Below are 14,399 nucleotides of genomic sequence, written 5' to 3' on the forward strand. Positions count from 1 at the left end.
CCTCGGTTGCCGCGCGCTCGGAGCCGCCCTCTACGGTGATCCCCGTGACTGCGCTGACCGACGAGAACGCCCCCGGCCGCCAAGGCCCCACCGCGACCACCGAGGCCGACCCCCGCGAGGTGGGCCGGGTGCGGACCGAGTACTCCCCCGCCTACGACGGCGACCCCGATCCCGGGGAGATCGTCTGGACATGGGTCCCCTATGAGGAGAACGACGGGCGGGGCAAGGACCGGCCCGTGCTGGTGGTGGCACGGGAGGCGGCGGGCACCCTGCTCGCGGTGCAGCTCAGCAGCAGGCGGCGGGACGGGGAGCGGGACTGGGTGCCGATCGGCAGCGGGCCGTGGGACCGGTCGGGCCGGGACTCCTGGGTCGGCGTGGACCGGGTCCTGCGCCTGCACGAACAGGGCATGCGCCGGGAGGCGTGCGCCCTGGACCGTATGCGCTTCAACGCCGTGCGCCACCGGCTGCGGGAGCGCTACGGCTGGAGCTGACGCTCCGGGAACGCCTGCTCGAACGCGGCGCGCACCCGGGAGCCCGGGGTGCGGTCCAGGATGCCGAAGACCACCTGGGCGAAGGTCCCGGCGAACCGTCCGCCGGGGCCGAGGAGGGTCCGGAACGCGCCCGCGACCTGGGCCGGGTCGTTGCGGAAGACGCCGCAGCCCCAGGCGCCGAGGACCAGCCGCCGGTAGCCGTGGTGGGCGGCCGTCTCCAGGACCCGCTCGGCGCGGCGGGCGAGGGCGGTGGGCAGCTCGGGCGCGCGGTCCGGGGTCCTGCTCAGTACCACGCCCGCGTTCGGCGCGGCGGCGGTAAGGAAGCCCACCCGGTACGGCTGGCCGAGGAGGCGGCCGTCGTCGTCACGGAAGACGGGCACGCCGGGTGAGTGGATGACCCGGTCGGTGTAGAACGCGTCGCGGTGGGCGCGGTGGTGGTCGTAGAACTCCCGGGCGCGCAGCTGGCAGGTGTGGAGGGCGGAGGCGCGGCACAGGGCCTCCTCCTGGGCCTGTGCGCCGTTGAGGTAGCCGCCGCCCGGGTTGCGGGCGGAGGCGAAGTTCAGGACGGCGACCCGGCCCGGGTCGGCCCAGAGCATCCGGCGGGCGGCGGCCAGGCTGGACTCGCCGGTGACCTCGAAGGAGGTGTCCACGGACGGCACCACCGCGACCGCTACCGGCCCCGGGCCGTGCATCCGGGTGCCCTCCCGGGCCGCGTCGATCGCGACGGCGAGGGAGATCCGCCGGCCGTCCGGTGCGTCGTAGCCACCCGCCGCGACGATCTCCTGCGTCTCGCGCGCGCCCCGCGGACGTCGCCCTGCCCCCGTCGTCCCCCGTCGTGCTCATGAACGCATCGTGAGCGATGCTGGTCCTGCGGTGCAACAGAGTTTCCCGGCCGCCGGAACGGATCCGGAGACCGGGCGTCCGACCCTGGAAGTCCGTCTTGCACCCTTGTGCGAGACGGCGTGACGGTCTTGGGTTGGACGGGTGTGCCGGTCCGGCCCCACCGGGTCACGGCCGGCGACATGGTGGAATCTCAGGAGGATCCCGACATGTCCGACGCAAGGGGCGCTCCCTCGGGGAGCGGCCGTACCGATACCCGCACCGCCGTCACCGAAGCCGAGGTGGAGGCCCTCGTCCGGGGCATCTGCTTCAAGACCGGACCGCCTCGCTCCCTCGGGGTCGAAGTGGAATGGCTCGTCCAGGAGCCGGACAATCCCTGGCTCCCCGTCTCCTCCGAACGACTCGACGCGGCCTACGCCGCACTGCGGACCGTGCCGCTGCACTCGGCGCTCACCGTCGAACCCGGTGGCCAGCTGGAACTCAGCTCACCACCCGCCGCCTCCCTGATGGAGTGCGTGGGCACCGTCTCCGCCGACCTCGACGCCGTCCGCGCGGTCCTGCGCGAGCACGGCCTCGGCCTCCTAGGCGTCGGCCAGGACCCCTGGCACCCGCCCCGTCGCTTCCTGCGGCAGCCGCGCTACGACGCGATGGAGGCCTGTCTCGACCGCACCGGCCCGGCCGGGCGCGCCATGATGTGCACCTCCGCCTCCGTCCAGGTCTGTCTGGACGCCGGTACCGAGGAGCCCGGCCCGCTCGGGCACGTCCGCCGCTGGTGGCTGGCCCATCACCTGGGCGCGGTCCTGGTGGCCGCGTTCGCCAACTCCCCGCTCGCCGCACGGGAGCCGACCGGCTGGCGCTCCACCCGGCAACTGACGTGGATGGAGATCGGCGCGGGCCGGGCGGGCGCGCCCCCGCTGGACACCGACCCGCGCGGCGCCTGGGCCCGGCACGTGCTGGACGCCCCGGTGATGTGCGTACGGCGCGACGGCGGGCCGTGGGAGGTGCCCGAGGAGCTGACCTTCCGGGAGTGGACCCGGTCGGGCGGACCCCGGCCGCCCACGCCGGACGACCTCTCCTACCACCTCACCACCCTGTTCCCGCCGGTCAGACCGCGGGGCCATCTGGAGCTGCGCATGATCGACGCGCAGCCCGGCGACGACGGCTGGATCGTGCCGCTGGCGGTGACGGCCGCGCTGTTCGACGATCCCGGGGCCGCCGAGACCGCCTACCGCACCGTGAAACCGCTGGCCGAGCGGGCCCTCGGGCTGCCCGCGCCGCACAATCCGCTGTGGATCGACGCGGCCCGGCACGGGCTCGCCGACCCCGAACTGCACGAGGCGGCCGTGACCTGCTTCGCGGCGGCCCTCGCGGCGCTGCCCCGGCTCGGGGCCACCGACGAGGTCGTCGCCGCCGTCGCCGCCTACCGGGACCGCCATGTCGTGCCCGGCCGCTGCCCCGCCGACGATCTGCTGGACAAGCTGAACGGGAAGGACCCGAGCACATGACCGAGCACGCCATCGACCCCGCCACCGACGCCGAGGCGCTCCGGGAGCGTGCGCTGGCCTCGCTGGTCACCGCCCGGGACCGGACCACCCTGCTGACCTCGTGCGTGGACGGGCCGGACCTGACCGCCCAGCACTCGCCGCTGATGTCACCGCTGGTGTGGGACCTCGCGCACATCGGCAACCAGGAGGAGCAGTGGCTGCTGCGGGCGGTCGCCGGACAGGAGGCGATACGGCCCGAGATCGACAGCCTGTACGACGCCTTCGAGCATCCGCGCGCCGAACGCCCCAGCCTTCCGCTGCTGCCGCCCGACGAGGCACGCCGGTACGCGGCCGACGTGCGCGGGCGGGCGCTGGACGTGCTGGAGCGGGCCGCGTTCGACGGGACGCGGCTGACGGAGGCGGGCTTCGCCTTCGGGATGATCGCGCAGCACGAGCAGCAGCACGACGAGACCATGCTGATCACGCATCAGCTCCGCAAGGGGCCACAGGCCCTGACCGCCCCCGACCCCGATCCCGTACCGCTGTTCACGGGACCGGCCGAGGTGCTGGTGCCCGGCGGCCCGTTCACCATGGGCACCTCCGGCGAGCCCTGGGCGCTGGACAACGAGCGGCCCGCGCACCGGCGCGAGGTGGCGCCGTTCTACATCGACACCACCCCGGTCACCAACCGCGCCTACCAGGCGTTCATCGAGGACGGCGGCTACGACGACCAGCGCTGGTGGACGCCCGAGGGCTGGGCGCACATCCGGCGGCACTCCATCGCGGCGCCGCTGTTCTGGCGCCGGGACGGCGGGCAGTGGCTGCGGCGCCGGTTCGGGGTCACCGAGGTGGTGCCGCCCGACGAGCCGGTGCTGCACGTGTGCTGGTACGAGGCCGACGCCTACGCCCGCTGGGCCGGGCGGCGGCTGCCCACCGAGGTGGAGTGGGAGAAGGCGGCCCGCTTCGACCCGGCGACCGGCGGCTCGATGCGCTACCCGTGGGGTGACGCCGACCCGGCGCCCGAGCACGCCAACCTCGGGCAGCGGCATCTGCGCCCGGCCCCCGCGGGCAGCTACCCGGCCGGGGAGTCACCGCTGGGCGTACGGCAGTTGATCGGTGACGTGTGGGAGTGGACGGCCAGCGACTTCCTGCCGTACCCGGGCTTCCAGGCGTTCCCGTACAAGGAGTACTCGGAGGTGTTCTTCGGGCCCGACCACAAGGTGCTGCGCGGCGGTTCGTTCGCGGTGGACCCGGTGGCCTGCCGGGGCACGTTCCGCAACTGGGACTACCCGATCCGGCGGCAGATCTTCTCCGGGTTCCGTACCGCGCGCTCGGTGGCGGGGTCGGGGTCCTGATGTGCCGTCATATCGCCTATGCGGGGCCCGAGGTGGCGCTCGGGGAACTGCTGGTGGAGCCGCCGCACGGGCTGTACCGGCAGTCGTGGGCGCCCCGGCGGCAGCGGCACGGGACGGTCAACGCCGACGGTTTCGGGGTCGGCTGGTACGCGGCCGGGGACCCGGTGCCCGCCCGCTACCGGCGGGCCGGGCCGATCTGGGCCGACCTGTCCTTCGCGGACCTGGCGCGGGTGGTGCGCTCCACCGCGCTGCTGGCCGCCGTACGGGACGCCACCCTGGCCGGCGCGGACGCGGAGGCCGCGGCGGCGCCGTTCGCCGCCGGGCGCTGGCTGTTCAGCCACAACGGGGCGGTCACCGGCTGGCCGCGCTCGCTGGCCGGGCTGTCACGCACCCTGGCGCCGGAGGACCTGCTCGCCCTGGAGGCGCGCAACGACTCGGCGCTGGTGTGGGCGCTGGCCCTGGCCCGGCTGCGGGCCGGGGACGACCCGGGCCGGGCGCTGTCCGACACCACCGTGGAGGTCGCCGCGGCAGCCCCCGGCTCCCGGCTCAACCTGCTGCTCACCGACGGCGCCACGATCGCCGCGACCGCCTGGGGCGACACCCTCTGGTACCGCGCGCTGCCGGGCGGCGGCACGGTCGTCGCCTCCGAGCCCGCCGACGACGCGCCCGGCTGGCGGGAGGTCCCCGACCGCACCCTGCTCACCGCGAGCGGCGCCGAGGTGCTGCTCACCCCGCTCAAGGAACCGAGCGACGCCTCGGTCCCCGCACCGCCCAAGGAGCCCCGCACGTGAGCCCGTTCCTGGTCACCCGCACCCTGCCCGAGGACGCCACCGACGCCGCGCTGCGCGCCGACGTCCTCAAGGGCCTGACGGAACACCCCAAGACGCTGCCGCCGAAGTGGTTCTACGACGCCCGGGGCAGCGAGCTGTTCGAGGAGATCACCGGACTGCCGGAGTACTACCCGACCCGCGCCGAGCGGGAGATCCTGGTGAGCCGGGCCGCCGAGATCGCCGCGGCGGCACGGGCCCGCACCCTGGTGGAGCTGGGTTCCGGTTCCTCCGAGAAGACGCGGTACCTGCTGGACGCGCTGACCGGGCTGGAGACGTACGTCCCCGTCGACGTCAGCGAGAGCGCGCTCACCCAGGCCGGGCAGGCGCTGGTGGCCGAGCGGCCGGGGCTGCGGGTGCACGCCCTGATCGCCGACTTCACCGCCCGCCTGGAGCTGCCGGACACCCCGGGGCCGCGGCTGGTGGCGTTCCTCGGCGGCACGATCGGCAATCTGCTGCCCGCCGAGCGTGCGGTGTTCCTCGGCGCGGTCCGGGCCCTGCTCTCCCCCGGTGACGCGCTGCTGCTCGGCACCGACCTGGTGAAGGACGAAGGCGTCCTGGTCCGGGCGTACGACGACGCGGCGGGGGTGACGGCCGCGTTCAACAAGAACGTCCTGACGGTCGTCAACCGTGAGCTGGGCGCCGACTTCGATCCCGGCGCCTTCGACCACGTGGCCCTGTGGGACGCCGAGCGGGAGTGGATCGAGATGCGGCTGCGCTCCCGCGGCGGGCAGACCGTGAAGATCCCCGCGCTGGACCTCGCCGTGGACTTCGCCGACGGCGAGGAGCTGCGTACCGAGGTGTCGGCGAAGTTCCGGAAGGAGGGCGTGCGCGCCGAACTCGCCACGGCCGGACTCGAGCTGGCGCACTGGTGGACGGACGCCGAGGGCCGGTTCGCGCTCTCCCTGAGCGTCGTGCGGTAGCCCTCCTCCGGTCCGGTCAGGCGACGGGGACCGCCAGCGCCTCGGTGATCCGCCGGGAGGCGCGGCGGGCCTCCGTCTGAGCATCGGCGCCGGTGAGGACGCGGGTCATGTACTCCTTGATCGGGTTGTCCGCCTCGACGTTCGCCCACTCGGGGGTGGCGGGGGTCGCCCGGCCCTGTGCGGCGCCGGCCGCCATGGCGGCGACCCCCTCCTCACCGGCGACCGCCTTCGCCAGCGTCGTCTTGTTGGGGACGTAGTCCATCGTGCGGGCCAGCTCGGTGTTCCACTTCGCCCCGGCGAGCGCCGAGACCACGGCGATGGCGGCCTCCCGGTCGTCGGTGTTCTTCGGTACGACGAGGTCGGAGCCGCCGGTGAAGACGGCGCCGGGCTTGTCGGCGGTGAGGCCCGGGACCGGGAAGAAACCCAGCTCGCCCTCCAGGTCCGGGTTCTCCTGGACGATGGCGCGGGCAGTGCCGGGTACGGCGACGATCTGCGCGACCTCGCCGGAGGCGAACACCTCGGCCTGCGGCGGGTGTTCCTCGTCGGCGTCGACGGGGCCGTCGCCGAGCGCCTGGAGCCGGCGGTAGAACTCCATGCCGCGCAGGGCGGCGGGCGTGTCCAGGGTGCCCTTCCAGGTGCCGCCGCCGTCCTTCGCGAGGTCGCCGCCCTCGTCCCAGACGAACCCGGCCAGCGTGTACCAGTCCTGTCCGGCGAGGTAGACGCCCTGCACGCCGTCCGTGTTCAGCCGCTCGGTGACGGTGAGCCACTCGTCGCGGGTCTTGGGTACGTCCTCGACGCCCGCCCGCGCGAACAGGTCCTTGCGGTAGATCACCACCCGGTTGGCGGCGTACCAGGGGATGCCGTACTGCTGGGACAACTGCTCGCCGGGCTGGGCGAGTCCGGGCAGCCAGTCGCGCATGCCCCAGTCCCGCATCGACTCCAGCGTCAGGTCGAGCAGACCGCCGCCGTCGACGTACTGCGAGACCTGGGTGTTGCCGACCTCGATGACGTCGGGGCCGTCGGGGGAGGAGTCCTTCAGGGCGGTGTGCACCTTCTCGCCGATGCCGGTCCATTCCTGGATGCGGATGTCGAGGTCGAGGTCGCCGTGCTCGCTCTCGAACTCCTCGGTGAACCGGTCGATGAAGTCCTGCGACGCGCTGCCCTTCATCAGCCACACGGTGACCGTGCGCCGCTCGCCGCCGCTCTCCGGCAGCACACCGCAGCCGGTGGCCAGGGTGGCGGTCAGGCTGACGCAGGCGAGCAGACGGGCTGGTGCTGGTGGTCTCACGAGGGGTCCTGTTCTGTCTGGTGGACAGGGGCGGGGGGCCCGACGTGGGGGGACGAGCGCGGGGCTCGCACGGGGTGACTGGATTTTGGTATGTACCAATGCGGAGGTCAAGCGGGACAGGGGAGGCGGATGCGACGCCTCGCGCTCCGACCCAGCCTGCGGCACGGTGGAGTGACGTACGGCACACCGACCACGGCGGAAGGAACCACCCGCATGTCGAACCACACCTACCGGGTCACGGACATCGTCGGCACCTCACCGGACGGCGTCGACCAGGCCATCCGCAACGGCATCGACCGCGCCTCGCGGACCCTGCGCAACCTCGACTGGTTCGAGGTCACGGAGGTGCGCGGCCAGTTGAACGACGGGGAGATCGCGCACTGGCAGGTGAGCATGAAAGTCGGGTTCCGCCTGGAGGACGCCGAGTGAGGTGACAACCGGCGCGGGGCCGGTCAGGTACGGCCCTCCCGCTCCTGGACCACCTTCAGATCGGCCGACGGGGTCGCCCAGCGCGCCCTGACCACGGTGAAGCCCGCGCGTTCGGCGTCCTCGCAGACCAGTTCGTCGTCGTCGACGAGGACCCGGACGTCGCGGGTGCGGGCGAGCCCGCGCAGGACGTCCAGCTTGGTGCGCCGGGCGGGCCTGCGGTCGTCGTCGCGCCGCATGTACACCCGGCCCTTCGGTAGTCCGTGCGCGGCGAGCCACGCCACCGTGTCCCGGCGGCAGCGCTCCGGCCGCCCCGTGAGGTACACGACCTCGCACTCCCGGGCGCGCTCCAGCGCCAGCGCCACCCCCTCGGCGAGCGGCGGGTCGTCGGGCGCGGCGGCGAAGAAGCCGTCCCAGTCGCGCGGCCTGCGCTCCAGGAACCGCTGCCGGTGCGCGGTGTCGGCGAGGGTGTTGTCCAGGTCGAACACGGCCACGGGCCGCTCGCTGTCGGCTGTCACACGGCCACCCTAGGCCGTGTCCGCAAAGTCCCGTCGTCCGCCCCGAGGGCGGGCCTCGCGGCGTCCGGTGCGGTGAGAGGGCGTGCCAGGCATCGCGGGGCAGGCGGCGTCCCGGCGCGCGGGAATGCCCCGCCGCGCCAGGTGTTGAACCCTTGCGTGACCTCCGAACCGGCGTCGGCCCGCTTCTCCGTCCTCGACCGTTCCCGCACCCGCGAGGGACGGCCGGACGGGGAGGCACTGCGGGACACCGTACGGCTGGCGCGGGAGGTGGAACGGCTCGGCTACCACCGCTTCTGGGTCTCCGAGCACCACGGCGTGCCCGGCGTCGCCGGTTCCGCGCCGACCGTGCTGGCCGCCGCCGTGGCCGCCGCGACCCGCACCATCCGGGTCGGCACCGGCGGCGTGATGCTCCCCAACCACCGGCCCTTCGTCGTCGCCGAGCAGTTCGGCGTGCTGGAGTCCCTGTACCCCGGCCGCATCGACATGGGCCTCGGCCGCTCGGTGGGCTTCACCGACGGGGTACGCCGGGCGCTCGGCCGGGACAAGGACGCCGCCGACGACTTCGCCGCCCAGCTCGACGAACTCCTCGGCTTCTTCCGCGGCACCTCCCCGACCGGCGCCCACGCCCGCCCCGCCGAGGGGCTGGGCGTGCCGCCGTTCGTGCTGGCGATGGGCGAGGGCGCGGACATCGCGGCCCGCGCGGGCCTGCCCATGGTGATCGGCGACCTCAGGAACCGCGACCGGATGCGGCGCGGCGTCGACCGCTACCGCGACCGCTTCCGCCCCTCCCCCTGGGCGGCCGAGCCGTACGTCGTCGTCTCCGGCACCGTCGCGGTGGCCGCGACCCCCGAGGCGGCCCGGCGGCTGCTGGTCCCCGAGGCCTGGTCGATGGCGTACTCCCGCACCCACGGCACCTTCCCGCCGCTGCCGCCCGCCGAGGCCGTCGAGTCCCGCACGATGACCGCCAAGGAGCGCGCCCGCTACGAGGAGGGTCTGACCGGGCACATCGCGGGCACCGAGGAACAGGTCGAGCACGAACTGGAGACGCTGCTGAAGGAGACGGGCGCACAGGAGGTGCTGGTCACGACCAGCACCTACGACCGTACGGCCCTGCTGGACTCCTACCGGCGGCTGGCGGCGGTCGCCTCCCGGCTGCGCTGACCGCCCCCGCCGACCGCCCGTGGCCCGGATGGGCCAGCTCCACGCGCGCCCCACGGCCACCGTGGCCAGAGTGTGGTCGTCATGACGGAATCCGGCGAGCGACGCCACGGCACAGCCCCCTCGGCCACCCGCAAGCGCGGCGTCCGCGGCGCCCAGGACGCCGCCGAACGCGCCGCGGACGGACTTGGCCGCGCTGATCCGGCACCGCCTGGAGGGCGTCTCGGCGGTCCGCCGCGGCGACGACGACGGCTGGATCGTCAACGTCGACGTCCTGGAACTCGCCCGCATCCCCGACACCACCAGCCTGCTCGCCGTGTACGAGGTGGAACTGGTGGAGTTGCTGCGGCAGCTCATGGAGCGCCAGGCGGTGCGCCGGTTCGACGAGGGGACGCTGAGCCCCGAGCAGGAGGACCGGCTCGGTACGGCGCTGATGCTGCTCGACCGTCGTATGGACGACCTGTGCGAGCAGCACGGGCTGAGCCGCTCCGACCTGAACCTCGATCTCAGCCGCTGGGACCGCTGCTGGCCGACCCGGACCCATGACCGGGGCCGGGGTGTCAGGCCGTCAGGACGGGGTGGGCGGGGCTAGGTGCGTCCGTCGGCGGCGGCTGGGCGGCGCGGGCCAGGGAGCGGCGGTCCGGGTGGGTGCCGGGCCGGATCACGGGTCGTACCTCCACCTCGGCGACCAGCCCGCGCGTCGCGGCCACCCGCCACACGGAGGCCAGCAGGGAGTCGTCGCCGACGAAGGCGGGGGCGGTGCTGGCCGCCCCGGTGGCGAGGCGGTAGGTCAGCTGGACGGGCTGCACGGGGACGCCCGCGTCCAGGGCGGCCTGGAACACGGCGCGGCGGAAGGTGCCCTGGGCGCGCCCGCACCAGGTGCTGCCCTCGGGGAAGACGCCGACGGCCGCCCCGGCGCGCAGCGCGTCGGCGAGGCGCGCGACGGTGCCCGGGAGGGCGCGCAGCCGGTCGCGGTCGATGAAGACGACCCCGGCGCGGGCGGCCAGCGCCCCTGCGACGGGCCACTGCCGTATCTCGGTCTTGGCGATCATCCGGGCGGGGCGTACGGCGGCGAGCAGGGGGATGTCGAGCCAGGAGATGTGGTTGGCGACCAGCAGCACTCCGCCGGCGGGGGCGGCCGGGCCGTGGACGCGGACCCGGACGCCCGCGGCGCGCACGATCGTCCGGGACCAGTGGCGCACCAGCGCGGCGGGAAGGTGTCTGCCGGCCGGCAGCAGCACGATCCCGGCGAGCAGGACGACGGTGACGGCTGTCAGCCGCAGCACGGCCCGCACCGCGGCCGCACCCCGCTGCGCGGGTTCCACGCACGCCCGCGGGGTGCAGGGCGCGCCGGGCAGCCAGACGCTCATCCGACCGTGGGCACGAGGGAGAGGAAGTGCCGCAGGTAGCGCTCGTTGACCCGGCGCATCGACAGCAGGATGTACAGGTCGGCGACGCCGAAGTCGGGGTCGTGGGCGGGCTCGCCGCACACCCAGGCACCCAGGCGGAGGTAGCCGCGCAGCAGTGGCGGCACCTCGGTGTGTCCGGCGGGCCGGGCCACCCCGTCCGCGCTCCACGGCAGCAGCGGCCGTACCCGGTACTCCTCGGGCGCCAGGTGCTTGGCCCGTACCCGGTCCCAGGTGGCGGCGGCCAGGGCGCCCCCGTCGGCGAGCGGGACGGAGCAGCAGCCCGCCAGCCACTCGTGGCCGCGGTCGACCATGTAGCGGGCGATCCCGGCCCAGATCAGGCCGATGACGGTGCCGTCGCGGTGGTCGGGGTGCACGCAGGAGCGGCCGACCTCGACGAGGTGACCGCGGACCGGGGCCAGCGCGGAGAGGTCGAACTCGCCCTCGGAGTAGAGCCGTCCGGCGACGGCGGCCCGCTCGGGCGGCAGCAGCCGGTAGGTGCCGACGACCTGGCCGGTCTGGTTGTCGTGGACGAGCAGGTGGTCGCAGTACGCGTCGAAGGCGTCGGCGTCGAGCCCCGGTTCGGCGCTGTCGAGCAGCGCGCCCATCTCCCCGGCGAAGACGTCGTGCCGCAGCCGCTGCGCGGCACGGACGTCGGCCTCGTCTCGGGCCACGGTGACGGTGTAGCGGGTGGGGGCCGCGGGCTGTGGGGGACGGTCGAGCGTGGATACGCCGGTCATGGCTGGCTCCTGGTCAGGGGCGGGGACGGCGAGCGGTGCCGTCGCTCCTGTTGTCCCGAGGGTGGTTGGCGCGTACGTGACCACTGCCAGGAGAGCTGATGTGAACCTGTTGAACGGCGGACGCGGCCCACGCGCCGGACACACGAGACGGGGCCGGGAATGAGCACCACCCCGGCCCCGCCCGCCCGCCGTTGCGGCGAACGTCTGGTTACCTCGCGGCTACCGCTTCCCCGCCTTGCGCGTAGCCCGCAGCCACTCCTTGTTCATGCCGGTGATGGACATCAGCGGAATGCCCTTGGGGCAGGCGGTGGCACACTCACCGGTCAGGGTGCAGCCCCCGAACCCCTCCTCGTCCATCTGCGCCACCATGTCCAGCACCCGCGACTCCCGCTCGGGCGCCCCCTGCGGCAGCACGTTCAGGTGGTTGACCTTCGCGGAGGTGAACAGCATCGCCGCCCCGTTGGGACACGCGGCCACGCACGCCCCGCACCCGATGCACTCCGCGTGCTCGAACGCGAAGTCGGCGTCCGGCTTCGGCACCGGCGTGGCGTGCGCCTCCGGCGCGGAGCCGGTGGGCGCGCTGATGTAGCCGCCCGCCTGGATGATCCGGTCGAACGCCGACCGGTCCACCACCAGGTCCTTGATCACGGGGAACGCGGAGGCCCGCCACGGCTCGATGTCGATCGTGTCGCCGTCCTTGAAGGACCGCATGTGCAGCTGGCAGGTCGTGGTCCGCTCCGGGCCGTGCGCGTCACCGTTGATCACGAGCGAGCAGGCGCCGCAGATGCCCTCGCGGCAGTCGTGGTCGAAGGCGACCGGGTCCTCGCCCTTGAGGATGAGTTCCTCGTTGAGGGTGTCGAGCATCTCCAGGAACGACATGTCGGAGGAGATCCCGTCCACCTCGTACGTGGACATGGCGCCTTCGGCGTCGGCGTTCTGCTGCCGCCAGACGCGCAGGGTGAGCCTCATGCGTAGCTCCGCTGGGTGGGGTGGACGTACTCGAAGACCAGGTCTTCCCTGTGCAGCACGGGGGCCGTGCCGGTGCCGGTGAACTCCCAGGCCGCTGCGTAGGAGAAGGCGTCGTCCCGGCGGGCGGCCTCACCGTCGGGGGTCTGGGACTCCTCGCGGAAGTGGCCGCCGCAGGACTCCTCGCGGTGCAGCGCGTCGAGGCACATCAGCTCGGCCAGTTCCAGGTAGTCGACGATGCGGTTGGCCTTCTCCAGGGACTGGTTGAACTCCTCGCCGGTGCCGGGCACCTTGATCCGCCGCCAGAACTCCTCGCGGATCTGCGGGATGCGCTCCAGCGCCTTGCGCAGCCCGGCGTCGCTGCGGGCCATGCCGCAGAACTCCCACATGAGTTCGCCCAGTTCGCGGTGGAAGGAGTCCGGGGTGCGGTCGCCGTCGACGGCCAGCAGTCGCTCCAGGCGCTCGGTGGTCTCCGTCGTCACCGCTTGCACGGCGGGGTGGTCGTCGGTCAGCGGCTCCTGGTGCGGGTTGCGGGCCAGGTAGTCGTTGAGGGTGGCGGGCAGCACGAAGTAGCCGTCGGCCAGGCCCTGCATCAGCGCACTCGCGCCGAGCCGGTTGGCGCCGTGGTCGGAGAAGTTGGCCTCGCCGATCGCGAACAGGCCGGGGACGGTGGTCTGGAGGTCGTAGTCGACCCACAGGCCGCCCATCGTGTAGTGCACGGCGGGGTAGATCCGCATCGGCACCTCGTACGGATCCTCGTCGGTGATCCGCTGGTACATGTCGAAGAGGTTGCCGTACTTCGCCTCGACGGCCTCACGGCCCATGCGCCGGATCGCGTCCGCGAAGTCGAGGTAGACGCCCTGGCCGCCGGGGCCCACTCCCCTGCCCTCGTCGCAGACGTTCTTGGCGGCGCGGGAGGCGATGTCGCGGGGCACCAGGTTGCCGAAGGACGGGTAGATGCGCTCCAGGTAGTAGTCGCGCTCGTCCTCGGGGATCCGGTTCGGCGGCCGGTCGTCGCCCTTGGCCTTGGGCACCCAGATCCGGCCGTCGTTGCGCAGCGACTCGCTCATCAGGGTCAGCTTGGACTGGTGGTCGCCGGTGCGCGGGATGCAGGTCGGGTGGATCTGGGTGAAGCAGGGGTTGCCGAAGTACGCGCCGCGCCGGTGCGCCCGCCAGACGGCGGTGGCGTTGGAGTTCATGGCGTTCGTCGACAGGTAGAAGACGTTGCCGTAGCCGCCGCTGGCCAGGACGACGGCGTCCGCGAAGTAGGTGTCGATCCTGCCGGTGACCAGGTCACGGGCCACGATCCCGCGGGCGCGTCCGTCCACGACGATCAGGTCGAGCATCTCGGTACGCGGGTGCAGCTCGACGTTCCCGGCCGCGATCTGCCTGCTGAGGGCCTGGTAGGCGCCGAGCAGCAGTTGCTGGCCCGTCTGGCCGCGGGCGTAGAAGGTGCGGGAGACCTGGACGCCGCCGAAGGAGCGGGTGTCGAGCAGGCCGCCGTACTCGCGGGCGAAGGGCACGCCCTGTGCCACGCACTGGTCGATGATCTCGACGGAGATCTGCGCCAGCCGGTGGACGTTGGACTCCCTCGCCCGGAAGTCGCCGCCCTTGACGGTGTCGTAGAAGAGGCGGTGCACGGAGTCGCCGTCGTTGCGGTAGTTCTTCGCCGCGTTGATGCCTCCCTGCGCGGCGATGGAGTGGGCGCGGCGCGGGGAGTCCTGGTAGCAGAACTGGACGACGTGGTAGCCCTGTTCGGCGAGGGTGGCCCCGGCGGAGCCGCCCGCGAGGCCGGTGCCGACCACGATGACGGTGTGCTTGCGCCGGTTGGCCGGGTTGACCAGCTTGGCCCCGAAGCGGCGCTTGTCCCAGCGCTCGTGCACCGGCCCGTCCGGGGCCTTGGTGTCGGCGATCGGTTCGCCCGTCGCGTAGTTCACGTAGTCGTTCATGTCGGTTATGTGCGTCATGTCACTCATG

Annotated in this window: 14 protein-coding genes and 1 pseudogene; 8 read left to right on the forward strand and 7 right to left on the reverse strand. The window is 73.5% G+C overall.

Annotated features, from left to right (window positions below):
* Window positions 1-44 precede the first annotated feature (44 nt).
* Complete coding sequence (locus KBY47_RS04920; RefSeq protein WP_210919647.1) at window positions 45-491, forward strand: type II toxin-antitoxin system PemK/MazF family toxin; 447 nt, start codon at window positions 45-47, stop codon at window positions 489-491.
* On the opposite strand, the gene KBY47_RS04925 is transcribed toward KBY47_RS04920, so the two are convergent.
* Complete coding sequence (locus KBY47_RS04925) at window positions 476-1,270, reverse strand: TIGR02452 family protein (RefSeq protein WP_210919701.1); 795 nt, start codon at window positions 1,268-1,270, stop codon at window positions 476-478. The two genes, KBY47_RS04920 and KBY47_RS04925, sit on opposite strands and share 16 nt — an antisense overlap.
* Before the next feature lie 270 nt (window positions 1,271-1,540).
* Here KBY47_RS04925 and egtA point away from each other — a divergent pair, with 270 nt between their 5' ends.
* The 4 genes from egtA to egtD are packed head-to-tail and all read left to right on the forward strand — an operon-like array spanning window position 1,541 to window position 5,920.
* Window positions 1,541-2,836, forward strand: a complete 1,296-nt coding sequence (gene egtA, locus KBY47_RS04930; RefSeq protein ID WP_210919648.1) for an ergothioneine biosynthesis glutamate--cysteine ligase EgtA — start codon at window positions 1,541-1,543, stop codon at window positions 2,834-2,836.
* Window positions 2,833-4,170 carry an ergothioneine biosynthesis protein EgtB gene (egtB, locus tag KBY47_RS04935; RefSeq protein ID WP_210919649.1) on the forward strand — a complete coding sequence of 446 codons (1,338 nt, stop codon included), beginning with the start codon at window positions 2,833-2,835 and terminating at the stop codon, window positions 4,168-4,170. The genes egtA and egtB overlap by 4 nt, the downstream gene beginning before the upstream one ends.
* Window positions 4,170-4,961: an ergothioneine biosynthesis protein EgtC gene (gene egtC / locus KBY47_RS04940; protein WP_210919650.1), complete on the forward strand. Its 792-nt coding sequence runs from the start codon at window positions 4,170-4,172 to the stop codon at window positions 4,959-4,961. Before egtB ends, egtC begins: the two co-directional genes overlap by 1 nt.
* Window positions 4,958-5,920, forward strand: a complete 963-nt coding sequence (gene egtD / locus KBY47_RS04945; RefSeq protein WP_210919651.1) for an L-histidine N(alpha)-methyltransferase — start codon at window positions 4,958-4,960, stop codon at window positions 5,918-5,920. Before egtC ends, egtD begins: the two co-directional genes overlap by 4 nt.
* 16 nt (window positions 5,921-5,936) lie before the next feature.
* Here the strand turns inward: egtD and KBY47_RS04950 are convergent, their stop codons facing one another.
* Window positions 5,937-7,208 carry an extracellular solute-binding protein gene (locus KBY47_RS04950; protein WP_374103056.1) on the reverse strand — a complete coding sequence of 424 codons (1,272 nt, stop codon included), beginning with the start codon at window positions 7,206-7,208 and terminating at the stop codon, window positions 5,937-5,939.
* Between the two features lie 213 nt (window positions 7,209-7,421).
* Here KBY47_RS04950 and KBY47_RS04955 point away from each other — a divergent pair, with 213 nt between their 5' ends.
* Window positions 7,422-7,637, forward strand: coding sequence for a dodecin (locus KBY47_RS04955; RefSeq protein ID WP_210919652.1), 216 nt, complete (start codon window positions 7,422-7,424; stop codon window positions 7,635-7,637).
* A 23-nt stretch (window positions 7,638-7,660) separates the two neighbouring features.
* Here the strand turns inward: KBY47_RS04955 and KBY47_RS04960 are convergent, their stop codons facing one another.
* Entirely contained in the window at window positions 7,661-8,152 is a 492-nt protein-coding gene (locus KBY47_RS04960) for a hypothetical protein (protein WP_210919653.1), read from the reverse strand.
* 156 nt (window positions 8,153-8,308) lie between these two features.
* Here KBY47_RS04960 and KBY47_RS04965 point away from each other — a divergent pair, with 156 nt between their 5' ends.
* Window positions 8,309-9,313 carry an LLM class flavin-dependent oxidoreductase gene (locus tag KBY47_RS04965; RefSeq protein WP_210919654.1) on the forward strand — a complete coding sequence of 335 codons (1,005 nt, stop codon included), beginning with the start codon at window positions 8,309-8,311 and terminating at the stop codon, window positions 9,311-9,313.
* A gap of 184 nt (window positions 9,314-9,497) precedes the next feature.
* Window positions 9,498-9,856: pseudogene (gvpO, locus tag KBY47_RS04970) on the forward strand (gas vesicle protein GvpO).
* Window positions 9,857-9,870: 14 nt separating this feature from the next.
* Here gvpO and KBY47_RS04975 read toward each other — a convergent pair.
* From KBY47_RS04975 to KBY47_RS04990, 4 genes are all read right to left on the reverse strand, one after another.
* Complete coding sequence (locus KBY47_RS04975; RefSeq protein WP_210919655.1) at window positions 9,871-10,680, reverse strand: 1-acyl-sn-glycerol-3-phosphate acyltransferase; 810 nt, start codon at window positions 10,678-10,680, stop codon at window positions 9,871-9,873.
* Complete coding sequence (locus KBY47_RS04980) at window positions 10,677-11,456, reverse strand: GNAT family N-acetyltransferase (protein ID WP_210919656.1); 780 nt, start codon at window positions 11,454-11,456, stop codon at window positions 10,677-10,679. Before KBY47_RS04980 ends, KBY47_RS04975 begins: the two co-directional genes overlap by 4 nt.
* A gap of 219 nt (window positions 11,457-11,675) precedes the next feature.
* Entirely contained in the window at window positions 11,676-12,425 is a 750-nt protein-coding gene (locus KBY47_RS04985; protein ID WP_210919657.1) for a succinate dehydrogenase/fumarate reductase iron-sulfur subunit, read from the reverse strand.
* Window positions 12,422-14,371, reverse strand: coding sequence for a fumarate reductase/succinate dehydrogenase flavoprotein subunit (locus KBY47_RS04990; RefSeq protein ID WP_210919703.1), 1,950 nt, complete (start codon window positions 14,369-14,371; stop codon window positions 12,422-12,424). Before KBY47_RS04990 ends, KBY47_RS04985 begins: the two co-directional genes overlap by 4 nt.
* Between the last annotated feature and the right edge of the window lie 28 nt (window positions 14,372-14,399).

It is taken from the genome of Streptomyces sp. B93 (assembly GCF_018070565.1).
GTDB lineage: Bacteria > Actinomycetota > Actinomycetes > Streptomycetales > Streptomycetaceae > Streptomyces.

Bases quoted from the DNA above. Each gene is read 5' to 3' on its own strand.
- KBY47_RS04980 (WP_210919656.1), bottom strand. From the start codon at position 11,456: ATGACCGGCGTATCCACGCTCGACCGTCCCCCACAGCCCGCGGCCCCC.
- KBY47_RS04955 (WP_210919652.1), top strand. From the start codon at position 7,422: ATGTCGAACCACACCTACCGGGTCACGGACATCGTCGGCACCTCACCG.
- egtA (WP_210919648.1), top strand. From the start codon at position 1,541: ATGTCCGACGCAAGGGGCGCTCCCTCGGGGAGCGGCCGTACCGATACC.
- KBY47_RS04985 (WP_210919657.1), bottom strand. From the start codon at position 12,425: ATGAGGCTCACCCTGCGCGTCTGGCGGCAGCAGAACGCCGACGCCGAA.
- KBY47_RS04990 (WP_210919703.1), bottom strand. From the start codon at position 14,371: ATGAACGACTACGTGAACTACGCGACGGGCGAACCGATCGCCGACACC.
- egtC (WP_210919650.1), top strand. From the start codon at position 4,170: ATGTGCCGTCATATCGCCTATGCGGGGCCCGAGGTGGCGCTCGGGGAA.
- egtB (WP_210919649.1), top strand. From the start codon at position 2,833: ATGACCGAGCACGCCATCGACCCCGCCACCGACGCCGAGGCGCTCCGG.
- KBY47_RS04975 (WP_210919655.1), bottom strand. From the start codon at position 10,680: ATGAGCGTCTGGCTGCCCGGCGCGCCCTGCACCCCGCGGGCGTGCGTG.